Source organism: Phaeovulum sp. (assembly GCF_030684035.1).
Taxonomy (GTDB): domain Bacteria; phylum Pseudomonadota; class Alphaproteobacteria; order Rhodobacterales; family Rhodobacteraceae; genus UBA6213.
Genome location: NZ_JAUXPI010000011.1, coordinates 1 through 19,382 on the forward strand (window position 1 = coordinate 1; position 19,382 = coordinate 19,382).

General features: G+C 64.9%; 17 protein-coding genes, 1 tRNA gene and 1 pseudogene. 9 read left to right on the forward strand and 10 right to left on the reverse strand.

Annotated elements, in window-relative coordinates; all coding sequences use genetic code 11:
- Positions 1 to 76 precede the first annotated feature (76 nt).
- On the forward strand, positions 77 to 1,030 hold the full coding sequence (locus Q8J98_RS02950; protein WP_370868050.1) for an IS5 family transposase: 954 nt from the start codon (positions 77 to 79) through the stop codon (positions 1,028 to 1,030).
- 198 nt (positions 1,031 to 1,228) lie between these two features.
- Here Q8J98_RS02950 and lepA read toward each other — a convergent pair whose 3' ends face one another.
- Together lepA and meaB are read right to left on the reverse strand one after the other, a co-directional pair.
- A complete protein-coding gene (gene lepA, locus Q8J98_RS02955; RefSeq protein WP_305293075.1) occupies positions 1,229 to 3,028 on the reverse strand; it encodes a translation elongation factor 4 in 1,800 nt (599 codons plus the stop codon).
- A 238-nt stretch (positions 3,029 to 3,266) separates the two neighbouring features.
- Positions 3,267 to 4,241 carry a methylmalonyl Co-A mutase-associated GTPase MeaB gene (gene meaB / locus Q8J98_RS02960; RefSeq protein WP_305293076.1) on the reverse strand — a complete coding sequence of 325 codons (975 nt, stop codon included), beginning with the start codon at positions 4,239 to 4,241 and terminating at the stop codon, positions 3,267 to 3,269.
- A 139-nt stretch (positions 4,242 to 4,380) separates the two neighbouring features.
- Between meaB and Q8J98_RS02965 the strand changes: the two genes are divergently transcribed.
- Positions 4,381 to 5,121, forward strand: a complete 741-nt coding sequence (locus tag Q8J98_RS02965) for a DUF3108 domain-containing protein (protein ID WP_305293077.1) — start codon at positions 4,381 to 4,383, stop codon at positions 5,119 to 5,121.
- Between the two features lie 12 nt (positions 5,122 to 5,133).
- On the opposite strand, the gene Q8J98_RS02970 is transcribed toward Q8J98_RS02965, so the two are convergent.
- On the reverse strand, positions 5,134 to 6,447 hold the full coding sequence (locus Q8J98_RS02970) for a hypothetical protein (protein ID WP_305293078.1): 1,314 nt from the start codon (positions 6,445 to 6,447) through the stop codon (positions 5,134 to 5,136).
- 132 nt (positions 6,448 to 6,579) lie between these two features.
- Here Q8J98_RS02970 and hrpB point away from each other — a divergent pair, with 132 nt between their 5' ends.
- On the forward strand, positions 6,580 to 9,033 hold the full coding sequence (gene hrpB / locus Q8J98_RS02975) for an ATP-dependent helicase HrpB (RefSeq protein ID WP_305293079.1): 2,454 nt from the start codon (positions 6,580 to 6,582) through the stop codon (positions 9,031 to 9,033).
- Between the two features lie 68 nt (positions 9,034 to 9,101).
- Here the strand turns inward: hrpB and Q8J98_RS02980 are convergent, their stop codons facing one another.
- Entirely contained in the window at positions 9,102 to 10,040 is a 939-nt protein-coding gene (locus tag Q8J98_RS02980) for a 2-oxo acid dehydrogenase subunit E2 (protein ID WP_305293080.1), read from the reverse strand.
- A gap of 169 nt (positions 10,041 to 10,209) precedes the next feature.
- Here Q8J98_RS02980 and Q8J98_RS02985 point away from each other — a divergent pair.
- Positions 10,210 to 10,283, forward strand: a tRNA-Cys gene (locus Q8J98_RS02985).
- An 815-nt stretch (positions 10,284 to 11,098) separates the two neighbouring features.
- Here Q8J98_RS02985 and Q8J98_RS02990 read toward each other — a convergent pair.
- From Q8J98_RS02990 to Q8J98_RS03005, 4 genes are all read right to left on the reverse strand, one after another.
- On the reverse strand, positions 11,099 to 12,100 hold the full coding sequence (locus tag Q8J98_RS02990; protein ID WP_305293081.1) for a tyrosine-type recombinase/integrase: 1,002 nt from the start codon (positions 12,098 to 12,100) through the stop codon (positions 11,099 to 11,101).
- Positions 12,101 to 12,187: 87 nt separating this feature from the next.
- Positions 12,188 to 12,355, reverse strand: coding sequence for a hypothetical protein (locus Q8J98_RS02995; protein ID WP_305183419.1), 168 nt, complete (start codon positions 12,353 to 12,355; stop codon positions 12,188 to 12,190).
- A gap of 131 nt (positions 12,356 to 12,486) precedes the next feature.
- Positions 12,487 to 12,969 (reverse strand): hypothetical protein, encoded by a 483-nt coding sequence (locus Q8J98_RS03000; RefSeq protein WP_305293082.1) that lies wholly within the window; start codon positions 12,967 to 12,969, stop codon positions 12,487 to 12,489.
- 261 nt (positions 12,970 to 13,230) lie between these two features.
- A complete protein-coding gene (locus Q8J98_RS03005) occupies positions 13,231 to 13,491 on the reverse strand; it encodes a helix-turn-helix domain-containing protein (protein WP_305293083.1) in 261 nt (86 codons plus the stop codon).
- Positions 13,492 to 13,577: 86 nt separating this feature from the next.
- Between Q8J98_RS03005 and Q8J98_RS03010 the strand changes: the two genes are divergently transcribed.
- The 5 genes and pseudogenes from Q8J98_RS03010 to Q8J98_RS03030 all read left to right on the forward strand — a co-directional run bounded on the left by Q8J98_RS03010 (position 13,578) and on the right by Q8J98_RS03030 (position 16,791).
- Positions 13,578 to 13,811: a hypothetical protein gene (locus Q8J98_RS03010; RefSeq protein ID WP_305293084.1), complete on the forward strand. Its 234-nt coding sequence runs from the start codon at positions 13,578 to 13,580 to the stop codon at positions 13,809 to 13,811.
- On the forward strand, positions 13,808 to 14,821 hold the full coding sequence (locus Q8J98_RS03015) for a helix-turn-helix domain-containing protein (RefSeq protein ID WP_305293085.1): 1,014 nt from the start codon (positions 13,808 to 13,810) through the stop codon (positions 14,819 to 14,821). The genes Q8J98_RS03010 and Q8J98_RS03015 overlap by 4 nt, the downstream gene beginning before the upstream one ends.
- Before the next feature lie 71 nt (positions 14,822 to 14,892).
- Positions 14,893 to 15,288, forward strand: a pseudogene (locus Q8J98_RS03020) (DNA cytosine methyltransferase); the annotation flags it as partial.
- Positions 15,289 to 15,337: 49 nt separating this feature from the next.
- A complete protein-coding gene (locus Q8J98_RS03025) occupies positions 15,338 to 16,105 on the forward strand; it encodes a DNA methyltransferase (protein ID WP_305293086.1) in 768 nt (255 codons plus the stop codon).
- Entirely contained in the window at positions 16,102 to 16,791 is a 690-nt protein-coding gene (locus tag Q8J98_RS03030) for a hypothetical protein (RefSeq protein ID WP_305293087.1), read from the forward strand. Before Q8J98_RS03025 ends, Q8J98_RS03030 begins: the two co-directional genes overlap by 4 nt.
- Here the strand turns inward: Q8J98_RS03030 and Q8J98_RS03035 are convergent.
- Positions 16,773 to 17,132, reverse strand: a complete 360-nt coding sequence (locus Q8J98_RS03035; RefSeq protein WP_305293088.1) for a helix-turn-helix domain-containing protein — start codon at positions 17,130 to 17,132, stop codon at positions 16,773 to 16,775. The genes Q8J98_RS03030 and Q8J98_RS03035 overlap by 19 nt on opposite strands.
- A 128-nt stretch (positions 17,133 to 17,260) precedes the next feature.
- A complete protein-coding gene (locus Q8J98_RS03040; RefSeq protein WP_305293089.1) occupies positions 17,261 to 19,237 on the reverse strand; it encodes an ice-binding family protein in 1,977 nt (658 codons plus the stop codon).
- Between the last annotated feature and the right edge of the window lie 145 nt (positions 19,238 to 19,382).

Below are 19,382 nucleotides of genomic sequence, written 5' to 3' on the forward strand. Positions count from 1 at the left end.
AGGAACGTCTGAAAAACCTGCCACTTTCCGCCTGATCTGATAGGCTTGGGCATCCCCACGAGGAGGCTTGCCGATGCTGAAACAACCCGCCTTTCCCGGCCTGCGCGATGCGATGAAGAAGAAGGTGACACGGCGCGAGCAGTTCCTGGCGGAGATGGATGCGGTGGTGCCGTGGGGTCGCCTTCTGGCTCTGATCGAGCCGTATTATCCGAAGGCCGGGCCGAAGGGGGGACGCCCACCGATGGCGCTGGAGACAATGCTGCGGGTCTATTTCCTGCAGAACTGGTATTGCTTAAGCGATCCGATGGCCGAGGAAACGCTGTATGACAGCGAGGCGATGCGCCGGTTCGCCGGGATCGAGCTGGGCGACGACCGGATCCCGGACGAGACCACGATCCTGAACTTCCGCCATTTTCTGGAGCGGCACGGGCTGACCGAAGCGATCTTCGCCGCGGTGAACGCGCATCTGGCCGACAAGGGGATCACCCTGCGCTCGGGCACCCTGGTCGATGCGACGATCATCGACGCACCGTCCTCGACGAAGAACAAGGCGGGGGCGCGCGACCCCGAGATGTCGTCGACAAAGAAGGGAAATGATTGGTATTTCGGGATGAAAGCCCACATCGGCGTGGATGCGGACAGCGGCACGGTTCACAGCATGGACACCTCGACCGCCAGGCTGCATGACAGCCAGGTCTGGGACGAACTGCTGCACGGCGAGGAAACCTCTGTCTGGGCCGACAAGGGCTATGTCAGCGCCGAGCATGAGGCTGCATTCCAGGGGCCGGGCAAGGTCTGGGGCGTCATGCGCAAGGCCCCGAAGGGTGGCGAGTTGCACCCGCTCGACGAGCGCATCAACCGGATCATCGCCATGGTGCGCGCCAGGGTCGAGCACCCGTTCCGGGTCATCAAGCGGCAGTTTGGCCACGTGAAGACGCGCTACCGCGGGCTGGCCAAGAACCGCGCCCAGCTCTTCACGCTGTTCGCGCTCGGCAACCTGTTCCTGGTCCGGCGAAAGCTTATGGCATGAGGACCAGTCTGCCCGAAAGCGGGCGCGCCGCCGCGGATGCGGCTCCGAAACCGCAAAATCGATGCCATTTGCCCGAAAAAGGTGCCCCAGCGACGCTCAGACGGCCATCTCGGCGAAGCCGAAGCCGTTAATCAGACGTTCCCATAGTGCTTTCGCGCGTTGGAGCATTGTCAACAATTTTGGCAGGGTTGTAGCCCCTCACCCATCCATCTTCAACGCAGAGATAAACGCGCTTTGCGGGATTTCCACCTTCCCGAACTGCCGCATCTTCTTCTTGCCCGCCTTCTGCTTGTCCAGCAACTTCCGCTTCCTTGTCGCATCCCCCCCATAGCATTTCGCGGTCACGTCTTTGCGCATGGCGCTCAAGGTCTCTCGCGCGATCACGCGCGACCCGATTGCCGCCTGGATCGGGATCTTGAACATGTGGCGGGGGATCAGCTCTTTCAGCTTTTCCACCATGGCGCGGCCACGCAGTTCGGCGCGGTCGCGGTGCACCATCATCGAGAGGGCATCGACCGGTTCATCATTCACCAGCACCGACATTTTCACGAGGAAATCCTCGCGGTAGCCGGTGATTGCGTAGTCAAAGCTGGCGTAGCCCTTGGAGACCGATTTGAGGCGGTCGTAGAAATCGAACACCACCTCGTTCAGCGGCAGGTCATAGACCACCATGGCGCGGGAGCCTGCGTAGGTGAGGTCGAGCTGGATGCCGCGGCGGTCCTGGCAAAGCTTCAGCACATCGCCGAGGTAATCATCGGGGACCATGATGGTGGCCTTGATCCGCGGTTCCTCGATGTGATCGACCAGTGTCAGGTCGGGCATGTCGGCGGGGTTGTGCAGCTCGCGCAGGCTGCCGTCGCGCATGTGCAGGTGATAGACCACCGAGGGGGCGGTGGTGATCAGGTCAAGGTCATATTCCCGCTCCAGCCTGTCGCGCACCACTTCGAGGTGGAGAAGGCCAAGAAAGCCGCAGCGAAAACCAAAGCCGAGCGCCGCCGAGGTTTCCATTTCCGAGGTGAAGGAGGCGTCGTTGAGGGTGAGCTTTTCGATCGCCTCGCGGAGTGCCTCGAAATCGGCGGCGTCAACCGGGAACAGGCCGCAGAATACCACCGGCTGGGCGGGTTTGAAGCCGGGGAGCGGCGTCGTGCAGGGGTGGCGTTCATGGGTGATGGTGTCGCCCACGCGGGTATCGCGGACCTGCTTGATCGAGGCGGTGAAAACGCCGATTTCGCCGGGGCCGAGTTCGGCGATCTCGACCATCTGCGGTTTCAGCACCGCAAGCCGGTCGATGCCGTAGGCAGCGCCTGTCTGCATCATCTTGATACGGTCGGTGCGGCGCATCACCCCATCCATGATCCGCACCATGACGACCACGCCAAGGTAGGCGTCATACCAGCTATCCACCAGCATTGCCTTCAACGGCGCGCTGCGGTCACCCTTTGGCGCGGGCAGGCGGGTGACGATGGCCTCCAGCACCTCGGGGATGCCGAGGCCGGATTTGGCGGAAATCAGGATGGCGTCGTGGGCATCAAGCCCGATCACATCCTCGATCTGCTGCTTGATGCGGTCGGGTTCGGCGGCGGGCAGGTCGATCTTGTTCAAGACCGGCACAATCTCGTGCCCGGCGTCGAGCGCGTGATAGACATTGGCCAGCGTCTGCGCCTCGACGCCCTGGCTGGCATCGACCACGAGGAGCGAGCCTTCGACGGCGCGCATGGAGCGCGAGACCTCATAGGCAAAGTCAACGTGGCCGGGGGTGTCGATCAGGTTGAGGATATAGGCGTGGCCATCGCGGGCCTTGTATTCCAGCCGCACCGTCTGCGCCTTGATGGTGATGCCGCGCTCGCGCTCGATATCCATGCTGTCAAGGATCTGCGCCTTCATGTCGCGGTCGGCCACGGTGCCGGTCGACTGGATCAGCCGGTCGGCAAGGGTGGATTTGCCGTGGTCGATATGGGCCACGATGGAGAAATTGCGGATGCGATTGAGCTGGGTCATGGCGGGCCGTATAGCCTGCCCTGCGGGGCCGGGAAAGGGGGGATCGGGGGGTGCAGAGGGCCGGGTCGGCGAAGGTCCGGTGGACCGATCCACGGACCGATTGCCTGAGAGGCGCAAGCCGGAAGGCAAGGGGTTATCCGTTAGCTCAGGTGGTTGTTATTCGGGGCGCGCCGGCCCCCGGCGGGCGCGCCCCGACTTGCCACGGGGCAAATCGGCCAAGAATACCCCACCCGAAAGCCTACCCCAGCCTTGCCAGCATCTCCGCCGCCGCCGCCGCCGGGGTTGCCTTTCCCTCGGCCACAGCATCGCCCAGAGTGGAGAGCGCCTTGCGGGTCGCGGGGTCGGTGGTGAGGCGGGCGAGCAGGCCCGCGCGCACTTCGGCCTCGAACCAGGCGCGGGCTTGTTCGGCGCGGCGGGCGGCGAAATGGCCGCTTTCGCGCCGCCAGGCGGCGAGCGTCTGCATTTCGTCCCAGGCCTCGGCCAGCCCCTCGGCAGCCAGCGCCGAAACCGGCAGCGCCTTGGGGAAGCCCGCGGGGTCATGCGGGCGGCGGCGCAGCAGGCGCAGCGCGCCCGCGTAATCGGCAAGGGTGCGCAGCGCGGCGGGTTTCAGATCGCCGTCAGCCTTGTTGACCAAGATCAGGTCGGCGATTTCCATGATGCCGCGCTTGACGCCCTGCAATTCGTCGCCCCCCGCAGGGGCCATCAGGAGCACGAAAATATCGGTCATGTCGGCCACCAGCGTTTCAGACTGGCCGACACCGACGGTTTCGATCAGCACCACATCGAACCCCGCGGCCTCGCAAAGCGCCACCGCCTCGCGCGAGCGGCGCGCCACGCCGCCCAGCTGCGCCTGACTGGGCGAGGGGCGGATGAAGGCAAGCGGATCGCGGCTGAGGTGCTCCATGCGCGTCTTGTCGCCGAGGATCGAGCCACCGGAGCGCGCCGACGAGGGGTCAACCGCGAGCACGGCAACCCGCAGGCCCTGCCCGGTGAGCATCAGCCCGAAAGCCTCGATGAAGGTCGATTTGCCGACGCCGGGGGTGCCGGAAAGCCCGATCCGGAGCGCCTGCCTGCCAGAACCCGCAAGCGTTTCCAGAAGCTTGACGGCATCGGCGCGGTGGTCGGCACGGTTGCTTTCAACCAGCGTTATGGCGCGCGCCAAAGCCCTGCGGTCGCCCGCCAGCACGGCTTTTGCAAGATCGGGTCGCTGCATCCTCGGCTCCTTGTCGCCGCCGGTGACAAAACCGTCATCATCCGTGAGGGTCTCAGGGGTTTCATGCCCGCATCGGGCCGTGTATGTCCAGTGGTTGAGCCGCTTTTGCGGGGCAATCAACGGGGCGTGACGGGTGAACTTGGGTAAACCGATATTCGGCCGCATTGTGGCGGCGGCATTGGCGGCGGTTCTGGTGCTTGGCCCGGCGGCGGCTCCGGCGGCCGACCAGACCGACCTGATCGTGTTCGATGTGGTGCTCAAGGGCCTGCGCGCCGGACGGCTGACCTTGACCGGCGCGGTAGAGGGCGGCAATTACCGCGCCAGCGGCACGCTGCAAAGTGCAGGCATCGTGCGGCTGGTGGCCAAGGTGCGCTATGATGCCGAAGCCTCGGGGCGGCTGCGCAATGGTCGCTATGTGCCAGCGCGCTACAGCGAGGTTGCCGATACCGGCAGGCGGGTATCGGAATCGGTGATGGAATATCGCGGCGGCGTGCCGCAGGTGAAAACCTACAACCCGCCGCGCCCGCCGCAGACCGGCGATGTGAAACCCGATACCCAGGGCGGCACGGTGGACCCGCTGACCGCGCTCTACGCGACTTTGCGCGATGTGCCCGCCGCCGAGGCCTGCACGCTTGATGTGCATCTTTTCGACGGCATGCGCCGCTCGCAGATCGCGCTTTCCAAGCCGGTGCCCGAGGCGGATGGCGTTGCCTGCACCGGCGAATACCGCCGCCTTGCCGGGTTCAGCGACAAGGAAATGGCCGAGAAGGTGAGCTTTGCCTTCCGGCTGATCTATGTGCCGGTGGGCGATGGCATGTTGCGGGTGAACCTGATCGAAACCGACACCATCTTTGGCCCCGGCTACCTGCGCCGCCGCTAGCCATTACCGCCTTCAGGCGACCAGCACCGGGGCAAAACCGCCGCCGGGGGTGCGGAAGTTGGTGGTCTGCCCCTGATAGAGCCGCGCCGCCGCAAGCAGCAATTGCCCGGCATAGGTGTAGAGCCGAACATCCATCTTGCGGGCAACCGGCGCGCCGTCGAGCGTGATCATCCGCTCGCCCGGTGCGGCGAAAGATTGCGCCACATAGCCGCCCTTGACGATCTCGGCCCAGGTGCCCCGGGTCAGCTTGTCGCCCCGGTAAACGGCTTTGCCGCCATGGCCAGCGGTCGGCTTGAAGAACAGATGTTTGCGCGCCGCCCATTGCGCATCCGCGCTTTGCGGCGTGACCGGGCGGGTTTCGGGGATGCCGTCGGCAAGTGCGGCCAGATGCTCCGGCACCAGCCCCCATTGCGCCAGGGTCGCGCCATCCGAAAGCAGTGTGAGGTTGCGCTTGTCGGCCAGCAAGGCGTGGTTGTGCGGGTTCGGCGTGACCACGACAGCCCCTGCCTCGTAAGCCTGCCGGATCGCTTCATGCCCCGGCTCCATCAGCGAAAAATCCACCAGCCGGTTATAGACAAGGTCGATCTCGCTGCCGCCGATGCGCAGCTTGCCTTCGGCGAAGCCAAGCTCGGACGGGTCGGCGATAACCGCATCAATGCCGCCGCGCCGCAACAGTTGCCGGGCAAGCACGAATTCCGGGTAGAGATACTGCTCGCCGGGGCGATCATCGACAATCGCGATGCGCCCGAGATCGCCGCTGCGGCCCTGCCGCCGCCATTCGCTTTGGAACATGGCGATGACCGCGGCCTCAAAACCGTCGCTCCGGCGCAGATCGAAGCCCGCTTCCATCTCGTCGCAGCAGGCCCGTTGCACCCGGGCAAGCAAGGCATTCAGAAACGCCCCGCCCGCGTTGGTGTTGACCTCGATCAGCTTCGGGCCTTCGCTGCCCAGATGAAAATCGTAGCCCATGAAGGCACCGATCGGGCCGTGATCGGGCAGCGCTAGTGCGGGTGCCCTGGCAAGTGCTGCGGCCTGGTAGCCAGGCAGCAGGCTTGCCGCCTCGATCGCCGCGACGATCCTGCTCATTGCGGCGATGTCTTCGACTGGCAAGAACACCGGGACGTTGGAAAAGAGATGTGGCCGGGTGCGCACATGGGCGTCGAAAAACCTGGCATCGCCGGTTTCCCGCTGCAACGCCGCATGGAGCGCCTCGCGGTCGAGCGTTATGCAAAAACAGTTCCGGTTGAGCAGATCCGATGCCGCGCGAAACTGCTGACCCGACTCTTGCGCCAAGATGTTGTCCATTGCAGGTTCCCAGTCGTTCATGCCCGGCATGCGCCGGACCGGTTTCAGGGGTAGTTAGTCATCCGGCTGCGAAAGTCCAGCATTTCGCCAGGCGGGGGGGGGGCGCGGCGCGGCCCCCTTTGCATCATGCGCCGCCGCGGGGCATAAGGCGGCATGTTCACGCCCGCCCTGCCGATTGATGCGATCCTGCCCGAGCTGGCGCGCGTGCTGGCCGAGGCGGGGCGCGTGGTGCTGGTGGCACCGCCCGGCGCGGGCAAGACCACGCGGGTGCCGCTGGCGCTGTTGCCCGTAGTGGCGGGCCGCATCGTCATGCTGGAGCCGCGCCGCCTTGCCGCGCGCGCCGCCGCCGAGCGGCTGGCCGAGACCCTGGGCGAGGCGGTCGGCCAGACCGTGGGCTACCGGATCAGGGGCGAGGCGCGGCTGGGCCCGGCGACCCGCATCGAGGTGGTGACCGAAGGCATCCTGACCCGGATGCTGCAATCGGACCCCGGGCTCAGCGGCATCGGCTGCGTGATCTTTGACGAGTTCCACGAACGCTCGCTGCATGCCGACCTCGGGCTGGCGCTGGCATGGGAGGCGCGGGCGGCGCTGCGCCCCGACCTCGCGCTGGTGGTGATGTCGGCCACGCTGGACGCGGCGCCGGTGGCAGCGCTGCTTGACGCGGCCCCGGTGCTGGTCAGCGAGGGCCGCGCGTTCCCGGTGGAGACCCGCTGGCTGGCGCGGCCCGTGGCGGCGGGAATGCGGCTGGAGGCGGCGGTGGCGGCAGAGGTCGTCGAAGCGCTGGGCGAAACCACTGGCGGGGTGCTGGTGTTCCTGCCCGGCGAGGCCGAGATTCGCCGCACCGCAGCCCTGCTTGCCCCGCGCCTGCCGCAAGGCGTGGCGATCCGCCCGCTTTACGGCGCGATGGAATTTGCCGCCCAGCGCGCCGCCATCGCCCCGGCAGCTTCGGGGCGCAAGGTGGTGCTGGCCACCGCCATCGCGGAAACCTCGCTGACCATCGAGGATGTGCGGGTGGTGATCGATGCGGGCCGCGCCCGCCGCGCCCGCTTTGACCCCGGTTCGGGGATGACCCGGCTGGTCACCGAGCGGGTCAGCCGCGCCGAGGCGACGCAGCGGCAGGGCCGCGCCGGGCGGCTGGCCCCGGGCCTCTGCTACCGGCTCTGGTCGCGTGGCGAGGAGGGCGCGCTTGCCGCCTTTGCCCCGGCAGAAATCGAAACCGCCGACCTTGCCGGGCTGGCGCTGGAACTGGCGGCCTGGGGGTCGGAGCCGGGCGATCTGGCCTTTCTCACCCCGCCCCCGGCCCCGGCTCTGGCCGAGGCGCGGGCGCTTCTGGCGGGGCTGGGCGCGCTCGATGGCGCGGGGCGGATCACGCCGCATGGGCGCGCGCTGGCAGCGCTGCCGCTGCACCCGCGGTTGGCGCATATGCTGGTACTGGCGGGACCGGCTTCCTCCCCGCTTGCCGCGCTGATGGCAGAGCGTGACCCGCTCGGGCCGGGGGCCGGTGCCGAGCTTGCGCTGCGCCTTGCCGCTACCGAAAACCCGGCCCGGTTCGAGGCCGAACACCCCGAACGGGTCAAGCGCGGCGTGGTCGAACGTGCCCGCAGCGAGGCAAAGCGTCTGGCGCGGCTGGTTACCCCGCCGCGCCTGGCGCTGACGCTGGCCGAGATGGCGGCGCTTGCCTACCCCGACCGCATCGGCCTGCGCCGCGAGGGCGCGGCACCGCGCTATGTGCTTTCGGGCGGCAAGGGCGCGGTCTTCGATGCCGCCGAGCCGCTGGCCCGTGCCCGGCTGATCGTGGCCACCGCGCTTGACGGCGACCCGCGCGAGGCGCGGATAAGGCAGGCGGTGGAGCTGCCCGAAGCCAGCCTGCGCCAGCTTTTCGCCGCCCGGATCGAGCGCGTCGATCTGTGCGAATGGTCGCGCCGCGAGGGCCGGGTGGTGGCGCGCAGGCAAGAGCGGCTCGGCGCGCTGGTGCTGAACGAAACCCCCTGGCCAGACCCGCCCGCCGGGGCGATTGCCAGCGCGGCGCTGGCGGGGCTGCGGCAGATCGGACTCAGCTTCTCCGAGCCCGCGCGCCGCCTGCGCGCCCGCATCGCGCTTTTGCGCCGCGAGGGGGCGGACATGCCCGATGTCTCGGACACGGCGCTGCTGGCCACGGCGGACGACTGGCTTGGCCCCTGGCTGGGCAGCCGCCGCAGCGAGGCGGACTTGCGCGCGCTCGATCTGACCGAGCCGCTGCGCGCCCTGCTCGGCCCGGCCCGGTGCCAGACGCTTGACCGGCTCGCACCGTCGCATTTCACCACGCCGCTCGGCCGGGCGGTGCCGATCGATTACGAGGGCGAGGCCCCGGCAATCGCGCTGCGGCTGCAAGAGCTTTTCGGCCAGCGCGACCACCCGACCGTCGGCCCGCGCCGCCTGCCGCTCCGGCTCACGCTGCTGTCGCCCGGCGGCAAGCCGGTGCAGTTGACGCAGGACCTGCCCGGATTCTGGGCTTCGAGTTATGCCGATGTGCGCCGCGACATGCGCGGCCGCTACCCGCGCCACCCCTGGCCGGAAAACCCGCTTGATGCCGCCCCGACGCTGCGCGCCAAGCCGCGCGGCAACTGACGCCTGCTTCAGGGCAAATATCCTCCGGGGGGTTGCGGGGGGCGGAAAGCCCCCCGGCCTTGCCGCCCTCAGCCGACGCGCGGCAATTGTGGTGGCGCATGCAGCGGCACCCTGTCGCTGCCGTCGGCGCGCAGGCAGCCGAGCCGCGCGAACGGATGTTCCAGCACCGCCTTTGCGGCGTTCACCGCGTCGCTGGCGTTCAGCCCGTCGTCGATGCGCTCGTCAAAGCTCAGCCGCAGATGCAGCACCTGGCGCACCACCACCGCGCCATTTTCCACCATCGGCATCGGCGCGATCTTGCCGGCCACCACGAACACCGGGCAATTGCCCCATTCGTAGAGGTGATGATAGCCGGGGCGCATGTCGATGCTGCCCAGATTGGCGAGGAAGGCGCTGCAATAAAGCGGGTCGCGGTCGATGAAGGATGCCGGCAGAAGGTTGTGCGCATCAAGCCATTTCAGCACCGCCACGGTCAGCGCCAGAAGCGGGCGCGGCAGCGCCAGCGTCAGCCGCAGCTCGCTGTCGGTATAGGTACGCCGCCCCGAACGCTCGACCGCAATCAGCCGCTGCACGGCGTGGTGCAGATCGTCGAACACCCAGCCATCATCGACGGTGAGGTGCACCCCTGAAACCTCTGCCCCACGGTCTTTCTTGCGGCGCAGCGCCGAAAACGAAAGCTTGCGCGCGTGGCGCTGATAGAGCCTGCGCCCGACCAGAAAGCGGTTGAGCCTGGGCACCTCGTCAAGCGCCACGGCGATTGCCGCGAGCAGGCAATCGGTGACATCGACATCCTTGCCAAGTTCGCGCGAGGCCTCGATATAGGCAAGTAACTGCTCGGCCTGAACATATTCATCGTAATAGGTGATGGCGCTGTTCGGCTTGGGCGCAAGATAGGGCAGCATCTGCCGGTAGGGGTGGGTTTTCACCAACGTGCCATCGCTGCGCGTGGTTTTGCGTTCCGCCAGCACCCAAAGCAGCGAAACCGCCGCCAGTAACCACCCCAGCATTCAATCCCCCAGCGGCGCGACCCATGGCGCGCCCTGCCCGGCCGCACCTGCACCGCCACTTTCACCGCATCGCCGGCGGTGGTGCAAGCAGGTTCGGTGCCGCCGACCGGTGTGCTGCCCCTTGCACCCCCCCCGCCCTTCCTTTATGTCTTTGCAACCTCGAAGGGCTGGCGGGTTGGCGGAGAGGTTACGCAGCGGATTGCAAATCCGTGAAGACCGGTTCGATTCCGGTACCCGCCTCCAAACATTTCAAAGACTTGGGCGCACCCCTATTATTAGTTACGGTCGCGGTTTCACTTTGGTTTCACTTTGGCGTTTTTTCTTTGTTCCGCTTCGGAGGCGACTCTGCAAATTGCGCAGTTTGCGCAGGCGGCGCTGGCAACGGCCGACGCGCTTCTGACGGTCGGCTCAGAGCCGTTGCTGGCGAGGTCAACGAAGGTTAGTGGCGCGGCACAGAGACTGCGCAAATTGCGCAGTATCGGCACCCCGAACGGGTTGCCGGGACGTCATTTTCTGATGGTGCACCTTCGACCCTTGGCCGGAAGAATCTCCAGGCCGCCCGGTTCATTATCGGCATTTGGTCCGCCGCGACTTGCTTGCCCGACAGCTTTGGCGCCGCCTCGCGGTGGGTGTGGGGTAAGGGAGCACAAAGCGGGTGCTTTCTATTTGGTGGCCGCTCGCCCGTGGTCCAGTCCGAGGGGGGCGCTCCGATGCGTGCTTTTCGACGCTTTTGCAATTAGGTCGATTTTCGACAGTGCGGCAATTCTTGAGCCGACTTTCGACACTGATGAAGGTTTTTCGACAGATGGATGTTCCGCTACAGACGCCGGCGTTATTCCAAGATGAGCCGTTACCGGAAGGTGCAGAGCTTGTGGGCCGGGCCGCTTTGGTCGCTTTCCTCGGGGTAAGCTCGGGCGCAAGCGTCGGGATGGTGAATTCGCCAAGCTTACCGATGACGAGGTTGAATTGGCAGAGGGCATTGTCAAGGAAGCGTTCGACGGCTCCGTTAGTTGAGAGCGTGACGCTCGATGGCCGGAATAGGGCCGCGAACGGCGCCCCTACCCTATCTCGCGCTTGGCTTGCGCGGACACGGCCCTTGCGCGCTGGCGCTGGGCGCCGGCGTATTTCACCACCATCGCCCGGCTCTTGTGGCCGGTGATCGCTTGCAGCTCTTCATCGGTGGCACCCGCCGCCGCGAGATGTGATGCCGCCGTGTAGCGCCAGCCGTGGATGGTGTAGGCGACCGCGCCGATTTTGCGGCGCACCACCATGATCGGTTGCGCGGCACCCTGGTAGTTCAGGGCCTTGCCGTGCGGCCCGGTGGCAATCGTCGCGCCAACGCGTGGCAGCGCTTCAAGGTAGGCCCGAAGGCGTGGCGTGAAGGGTAGCCAGAGCCGGGTTCCGGTCTTGCCCTGTTTCACCGTGATGCCGTCGTCCTCGATATGGTCCCAGCACATTCGCAGCACGTCGCCAATGCGTTGACCGGTGCCGATTGCCAGCTCAAAGACCGTGCGCGGCACGCTGCCGAACGGGGCGGCTTCGGTAAAGGCGTCGATCATGGCATCTGGCCAGGGCCGGTGCATGCTGTCGGATTTGCTCTTGAGCAGCCGGATGCCCTTGGCGGGGTTATGGGTGATCCAGCCGAGGTCGATCGCCTGTTCAAAGAGCACCGACAGCACCTGGACGATGTAATTGGCAAAGCGCATCCGTGCGGCATTTTCGGCCTGCGCGCGGATCACGTGGCGGCGTTCCATGTTTTCGGGGCGCAGATCGCCGAATGTATCCTCGGCCCAGACCAGAACCTTGTCGTAGTCAACCTTGCTGCGGAACGCGAGGCGCTGCCATCGCGGGCTGCGGCGATATTCAAGGATCAGGAGCTTGAAGGTCCGCTCGCTGCCCTTGGGCTTATGCCCGCCCCGCTTTGCCAGCACGTATTGTTGCAGAAAATCCGGGGCGTCCGGCGCGGGCAGCGGGGTGCGCCGGTCGTCGCGTTCGTAGTACCAGTAGATCTTGCTGCGCCCTGCCCTTTTGCGCAGAAACGGCAAATCACTGTGGTTCACGCTTGGCCTCCGAAAGGTCGCGGGCGCGCTGGGCGGCGAAAACGCCTGCACCGGCGCCGGATTGGAAATTGGGGGGCCAGACGCGCATCATCGCTTGCCAAAGCTCGTCAGCTCAAATTCGTCGACCGGCACACTGCCCTGCAGAAACAGCTCGATCTCTCCATCGGGTCGCAGGATCGCGCGGTGAACTGTCTGGCCGGCCTCCTCGGCGGCGCGGATCGCCTTGCGGAGCTGTTCTGATTTTGGTGCACTCATGTGGTTCTCCTCGAGTCAGTTCAGGCGTGGAATGCCGGTCCAAGTCCAGTCGTTTTTTTGCGGCTCTTTTCTATTTTGTTTCAAGGCTTTGCCGACGCGGAACCCGATATGTGCAAAGCCCGCGGCACCGGTCATGATGCCCTGCGAAAGATGACCGCTAGCACCCGCGCACCGGCGGGCACCGTGCTGGGCCAGGTCGAAAGCACGACAACCCGGTGCAACTGCGCGGCGGTGGTTTCAGCGCTGATCATGGTTTGAAGCGTCGTGGTGGTGCCGCAGCGCAGCCGCACCTTGACCTCGACGGGGATGCCGCCGCCGGTGATGAGGCCCGGCGGCACCGGTCTTTCGACGCCATTTCCGCTTTCGTGCGCATGGGGGAGTTGCCCTGAGGCGGCCCCGAGCCAGCTTCGGACGAGTTCAGCCCGACTGGGCCCACGGGCATAGGCGCCGAGCACCGAGACCTCGAACATGTGGCTGGCGGTGCCGGGCGGGATCAGGGTGCCGCCGTGGCGCAGGCATGCCGAGGCCAGCGCCTGGAAGCGATCGGCCTCAGGCAAGCTCTTGACCGTGTGGATCAGGTGCCGCAGCGGGTGATGGACAAGGCTCTCGTGCATGGTGCTGTGCTCGTGCTGCTTCGCATTTCGTTGAGCGCAGGCATACTACGCATATTGCGAAGTATCAAGATACTTATTACGCATTTTGCATAGCTACAGCTTGTCATAGGGTCAAAGCGCCAAGCTGTGATATGAAAACGAAACAGGAACACACGGTGCTGCCATGGATGATTCGGAGGAACGGTTGAAATTGCTCAAGGAAGCCCGGAAATTATCCGGGTTGCCCTTGGATTTCTGGGTCGATCTGACAGAGGGGCTGCCCTATAGTTCCTTGGTGATCCTGTGCGGCAAATCGTCGATCTTGCCGAAATACATGAACTCCAAGGTCAATTCGTAGGTTTTGCGCAGTTTTTTTGCGGCTTCCAGCGATAGCGGGCGCTTGCCGTTCTCGAACGGGCCATAGGTTTGCTCGGTCAGGCCGGCATGTTCAGCGAACTGGCGCTTGTTAAGCCCCAGAATCTCGCGGACCCGGCGCAGGCGGGTGCCGACAGCTTCGGGTTGATCTTCCATCTCTTCCAGCATGGCGGCATCCTAGCTATTCATTTTGCGTAGCGCACTCTGCATCTCGCGTATTGCGCACTCTACGCAATCTGCGTAGTATTTTGCGCATGGACACCGTATCTGAATTCATCGATGCCATCGGAAGGCAAGGCTTTGCCGAGCAGACCGGCTTTGCCCAGCAGTCAATCTCGCGGGCGATCTCGCAAAACGTGATGCCTGCGCGCTGGTATCAGGCGGTGCGCGGGGTCTGCCTGTTGCGCGACATCACCGTGCCCGACCATCTGTTTCGCTGGGCGGATCGATGCGGTCTTGCCCAGCGCCGGGCAGAGACTGCGCCATGAGCCATTTTGCCACCAACTGGGCAATCCGGCAGCGCGGGCTGAAGCCCACCACCAAGATCGTGCTCTGGCATCTCAGCGACCGGCACAACCCCGACTTCGGCTGCTTTCCCGCCCAGGACAGGCTGGCGCACGATTGCGAGATCAGCCGCGCCGCGCTGAATTCGCACCTGACGCTGCTGGAAGCGCGCGGCCTGCTGCGGCGCGAGCGGCGGATCGACCCCGGCACCAGACGGCAGATGTCGACCCGCTACATTCTGGCGTTCGAGGACGACTTCGGGCTGGGGCAGGAAGGTGCTGCGGGCGCTGGTCCGTGTCCAGATTCCGGACACGGACCAGATGGCGAGGAAATTCACGATTCCAGCGCGTTAGATCGGGTTGGGGGCGAAAAACCGTGTCCAGAATCCAGACACGGACCCGTGTCGGGTTTTTTGGCCGGGCCGTGTCCAGAAAATTGCCAATCCCGTGTCCAGAATCTGGACACTAACCTTGTAAGGGAACCTTTAAGAGAACCAGTAAAGGAGGAGGAAGGCGCGCAGGCGCGCGATGCGGTTTCCGAGGAATTCTTCGGGGCGTTGCTGAACGTGCTGGGCTTTGCCCCCCGCCAGGAGCTGCCAGCTTGGTGGCAAGGTTGGCCGCCAAAGGAGCATGTCAGGCGCTGGCGCGACGAGTTGGGCCTGAGCGAGGATCGGATCATTGAAGCGGCAGAGGTCAGCCGCAATGCCCACCCCAAGCCGCCAGATGGCCCCAAGGCGCTCGACCGGGTGATGGAACGTGCCGCCCAGTTCGACGCGCTGGCGGCGGCACAATCCAGTGGTCAGAAACCCAGGCGGGTGCGCAAGCGCGATGATGCCCCACGGCCCGGCCCCGATGAACTGGCCGCCTTCTTCGCCGACCTCGTGAACTCCGACCGGTTCCTACCCGCCAACACGATCAGCAATGCCATGCGCGACGCGATGCTGGCGCGGGGTCTGGTCACCCCCGAACGCCTGCGGATGCGAGGGGTGCGGTGAATGGCGTGGTGTCACGTCCCCGGCACGGGCTTTCCCTCTGCGCAGGCGGCGGAGGATTGGATCTGGGCGTCATGCTCGCCGAGCCCGGCTACCACACCCGCGCCTTTGTGGAATGGGAGGACTGGCCGCGTGCCGTTCTCATTGCGGCCCAGCACGCCGAGTATTTCGCTGCGGCGCCTATCTGGGACGATCTGCGCAGTTTCGATGCCCGGCCCTTCCGCGGCACCTTCGACACGGTGCTGGCCGGGTATCCCTGTCAACCCTTCAGCGGTGCCGGAAAGCGCGGCGGCGCCGCTGATCCCCGCCACCTCTGGCCCGAGGTCGCCCGCGTCATCGGGGAATGTTCCCCCGAGTGGGTCTTTCTCGAAAACGTCGCCGGTCATGTCACCCTCGGCCTTGAATCCGTCCTGCGAGAGCTTTGGGGCATGGGTTACACGCCTGCGGCGGGCCTGTTCAGCGCGGCAGAGGTCAGTGCGCCGCACCAGCGGCTGCGCATCTTCATCCTGGCCCACACCGATGAGTCTGCATCCGGGCACGGACCGCTACAACCCAGCTGGCAACAGCGATTTCACCCGCAAGGCGGAAGCGCTGGCGCTGGGCATCAGCAACTGGTCGACGCCGAAGGCGACGGATGGCGCGAAGGGTGGGCCGGGCCAGAGTTATGGCTCGGGAGGAACCCCACCCCTGCCCGCGCAGGCGGCGCAATGGCCAAGCCCGCAAGCGCGGGATTTCCGCTCAGGCGACACGCCGGGATGCAAGCGGCAGCTGCGCAAACGAGCGCAGGGCTGGTCGCAGAACCTGAACGATACGGTGGCGCAATGGCCGACCCCGGCCGCGCAGAACTGGAAGGGCAGCTCCGAGGCGAGCATTACCCGGGCCGACGGCAAGAGCCGGATGGATATCCTGCACTACCGGGCGGAACAGGGCTTCACCCACCCGGACCCGGCGACCTCGCCGCATGGGCTGCGACCCTCGCATCACGCCCCGATCTCGCGCCCGCTGTGGGCTTCGATGATTGCCTCGCATGGGCGCGTCGTCTCGCGGCGGATCCTGAAGGGCCGCTCAAAGCGGCGGCTGAACCCGCTCTTCGTCGGATGGCTGATGGGCTGGCCCATCGGGCACGCGCTCTGCGCCTGCTCGGCAACGGAGTTCACCCTCTGGCAGCGGCACATGCGTGGCGCGCTCTCGCAGCTGCCCATGGCCTCGGGCCCGTGGATCTGGCGATCGACGGACCAGGCCCAGCGCCCGGCGCAGATGTCCCTGTTTGAGGGATTTCAGCCATGAGTTTCCACAGTCGGATCGGCCGCACGGGCGGGACAAAGGTCAAACGTGCGCTGGGCGTGCAGGCGGCGCTGGAATGGGCATTCCGGGTGGAAAAGGCGCAGTTGGAGCTGGAGCTGCCGAAGGACGTGACTGAGGAAGGTTTCGGCTTTGGCCTCGAATACGTCCTGCTGCAACGCGCCGAGCTCGGCTGCAAGATCGACGGCGGCCAGCACAAGATGGGCAGCTACACCCACCCGGATGCCGAAGTCATTGCCGCCACCGTCGCCGGGCTGCCCGATAGCCTCGGCGGCAAGCGTATGGCGATCCGCGTGGCAGAGCTGGCGCGGGCTGGCCTGACACCGGACTGGATGCCGGGTGCCGTGCCGCGCTGCGTGCCGGTTGAGACCAGGAGCAACCAGCATGGCGAACGGGCCGCCACCATCGTGGTCGGCATCGAGCGCGTCTTGCATCGCGGGCGCTGGCGAACCGTCGAGGTCTTGGCCTGCCCCGTCGCCTGGAGGCCACACCCGAAGCAAATCGCCTCCGCGCGGCGCGGCTACGGCGATTGGTGGCGGGCGCTGGGCTGGGTACGGGAGGGGTTGATCGCGGGTGGCATGCTGCGCGAGGTCGAGGTGACGGCGGCGATGCCGAAGGCGCGGCCGTGGCTGGCACGCGGGGGTTCTGGAATTCACGCGCAGGGCAGTTGATCAGATTGAAAGGTGGGGCCGCATTCCGCGAGCTCGGGGCGCTGACCAACAGGTGACCAGCGGCGATGAACGAGATGGTCGTGTACGAACCGATGGATTTCGCCGCCCTCAACCAGCTTGCGCGGGCGGCGGCATCGCGTGCGGCGGACATCGTAGACACGCCGCGCCGCTTGCGGGCAACAGGTGCCGTCGTCCCGCCGACCCCGCGCCAATTCGCGGCAGATCGTGCTCGCCGGGCGGGTCAGAAGCTCCCCGATCGCCCGCTGGCTGCTGCCCCGACTGTGCTCGGCGAATATCACGCCACGTTCCTCGCTGCTGAGGTGCTTGCTTCGTCTGTCCATCGCAACATCCTACGCCCACAGGGCGCTGGGTGTTGCACTTGAAACTTGAGCCTAAGCTGGCGCCTTGTCCGCCATCATTTTCTGAGTGCTGTCGGGATCAAGTAACTTGGTCACAGTAGGTATCTGCCCTACCAGCTGTAGCCCACGGTAATCGATCCGCCGAAATCACGGGAATTTCTGGTAATTTCCGCATTGACCGCGCCGTCGACATAGAAACCGTTGGACGCCACCATCCCCGCGCTCGCAGCCAAGATCAGAGCGTCTCTTTCACGGGTCGCACCGGATGCCGGGAAGATCACACCCGGAACGCTCAGGAACGACCTGGTACCCGGTTCATTCGAAGCAAACTCGTGCGCCCAAGCCGCGCGCAGCCCGAATGTGGTATTTCCGCTTCCGACTTGGTCGGTGGGCCATTGCATATCCACTCCCAGTTCGGTGCGAAGCGAGGTTGTGGTGTGTTCATCATACTGGAGAGCGAAACTTGAGGTACCCGATGCCGCAGTCTCTGAATATGCCTTCGTGGTATAGGATTGCGCGCGTACGCCTGCAAACGGCGTAAACACGCCCATGTGATAGCCGGCTTCTATATGCGCCGCGACGGTGTCGGCCGTTGTCGCACCAATCAACCGGTCCGTTCCAGCAATCGTGACAGTCCGATCGGTCGTAATGTCGCTCCGCCCAAAGGCAAGGACGCCTTCAAGATAGGCACGGTCAGATGATGTCCGACCACGAAGAGCCGCAAATACTGTATCGCTGGTGCCAGATCCAAAACCATTATTCAACGTAAAGTCCGCGTTATTTCGGGAAAGTGCGATGCCAAAATCTTTGCCGGCACTTGGCGAGAAGTTCAAACCGAATGCAATGCCGCTGTTCTTTGAGGCCCGGTCGTGTGAGCCGACGCTTGCATCTCCATCGGTCGCATTGCGAGAGCCGTACGCCGACGCCCAAGCATTCCAGAGGCTTGGCTGTTCGGCCAGCATCGCAGGATAGGCAATTGCCTGCTCGGCTGGGTTCGGTGCTTCAGATCCATACTTGCCGGTGTAGGCTCCATCGATCTTTTCCCGCACCAAGCCGATCGGAACACCTTGGTCGCGCGGGGCAATAACCTGACCGCGTGGCTTTTGGCCAGAGCCTGCCACGGCGTCAAGAAAGGCGTTCATCGAGTCTATGCCCGTCGGAGCAACACCGGTCGAGACTTCACCAGACATCTGCCCAAGGCTCAGGGCCAGTTCTTCGGGGGTTTGGGTGGCGGCCAGAATGGCTATCCCGATAGGAAGCACGCCGCCATTCGCCACATAATTCGATAACGCCTCGGAAACCGAGCGTTCGTTCTCAGTCAATAGCGAATTGTCGACGGCCGTATCAAACCCATTTGCCGCCAGCGTGCAAATCTGGATTGTATTGCTGTCAAGTGTCACTGACCCGTTACGCGCAAAAGCGGAGCCACAGGTAATAGAGGAGGAGGTATTTAGCGTAATGCTGGTTAGCGCCACGATCTGGCCCTCCAGCTTGGATGAAGTATCCAGCGTTGCGGAGCTACCGACCCGGTAGAACACATTCCCAGCTTGTGCCCCATTCGCGAGTACCACTGAAGAATCACTTCCAGCGATAAGGGTACTTCCAATGTTGAAGATGAAAATCGCATTCGGATCGCCGCCGGCATCCAGCGTCAATGTCTGATTTGTCGCGAGACCTGCGGATGAGTCAAAGTTGTAGACACCACCAGTCAGGGTCATGCCGCCAAGATCCTGACCTGTCAGGTCAACTGACGCCGGGCGCCCTGCCAGGACCGTGTAAAGCGTAGTCAGTTCGCTCTGGATGCGCCCCGCAACGGCATCCCCAAGGTACGCTGCTCCGCCTGCCTGCGTAACACTGCCGCTTCCAGTGTAGGATGTTCCCGGGCTGATCGCTATATTTCCGTTGATAGTTGTCGGCCCGGTGTTCGTCAGTGTCTGGCCGGCAATCACGGCGAAGCTTTGCAAGTCCTGTGCGTTTACCGCACTAACCTGGGCTATGCTAAAGGGGACTGCAACAAGCGCCGAACCGACAAGAGTTTGGATTGAAATCGACATTATACTCATTTCAAATTTGAGGCAGTATTCCATTTTCCTGCAGGACTACTTGCCGAAATTTCACAAGTATTTGCACCACTCTGAACTCTTTGCGTTCTGCTGATTCAGCGTGGTTCATCTACTCTATTGCTTTTGCCTATTCCCCTAGGCACCGGGATAGAGGCCTTTCGTCGTCAGC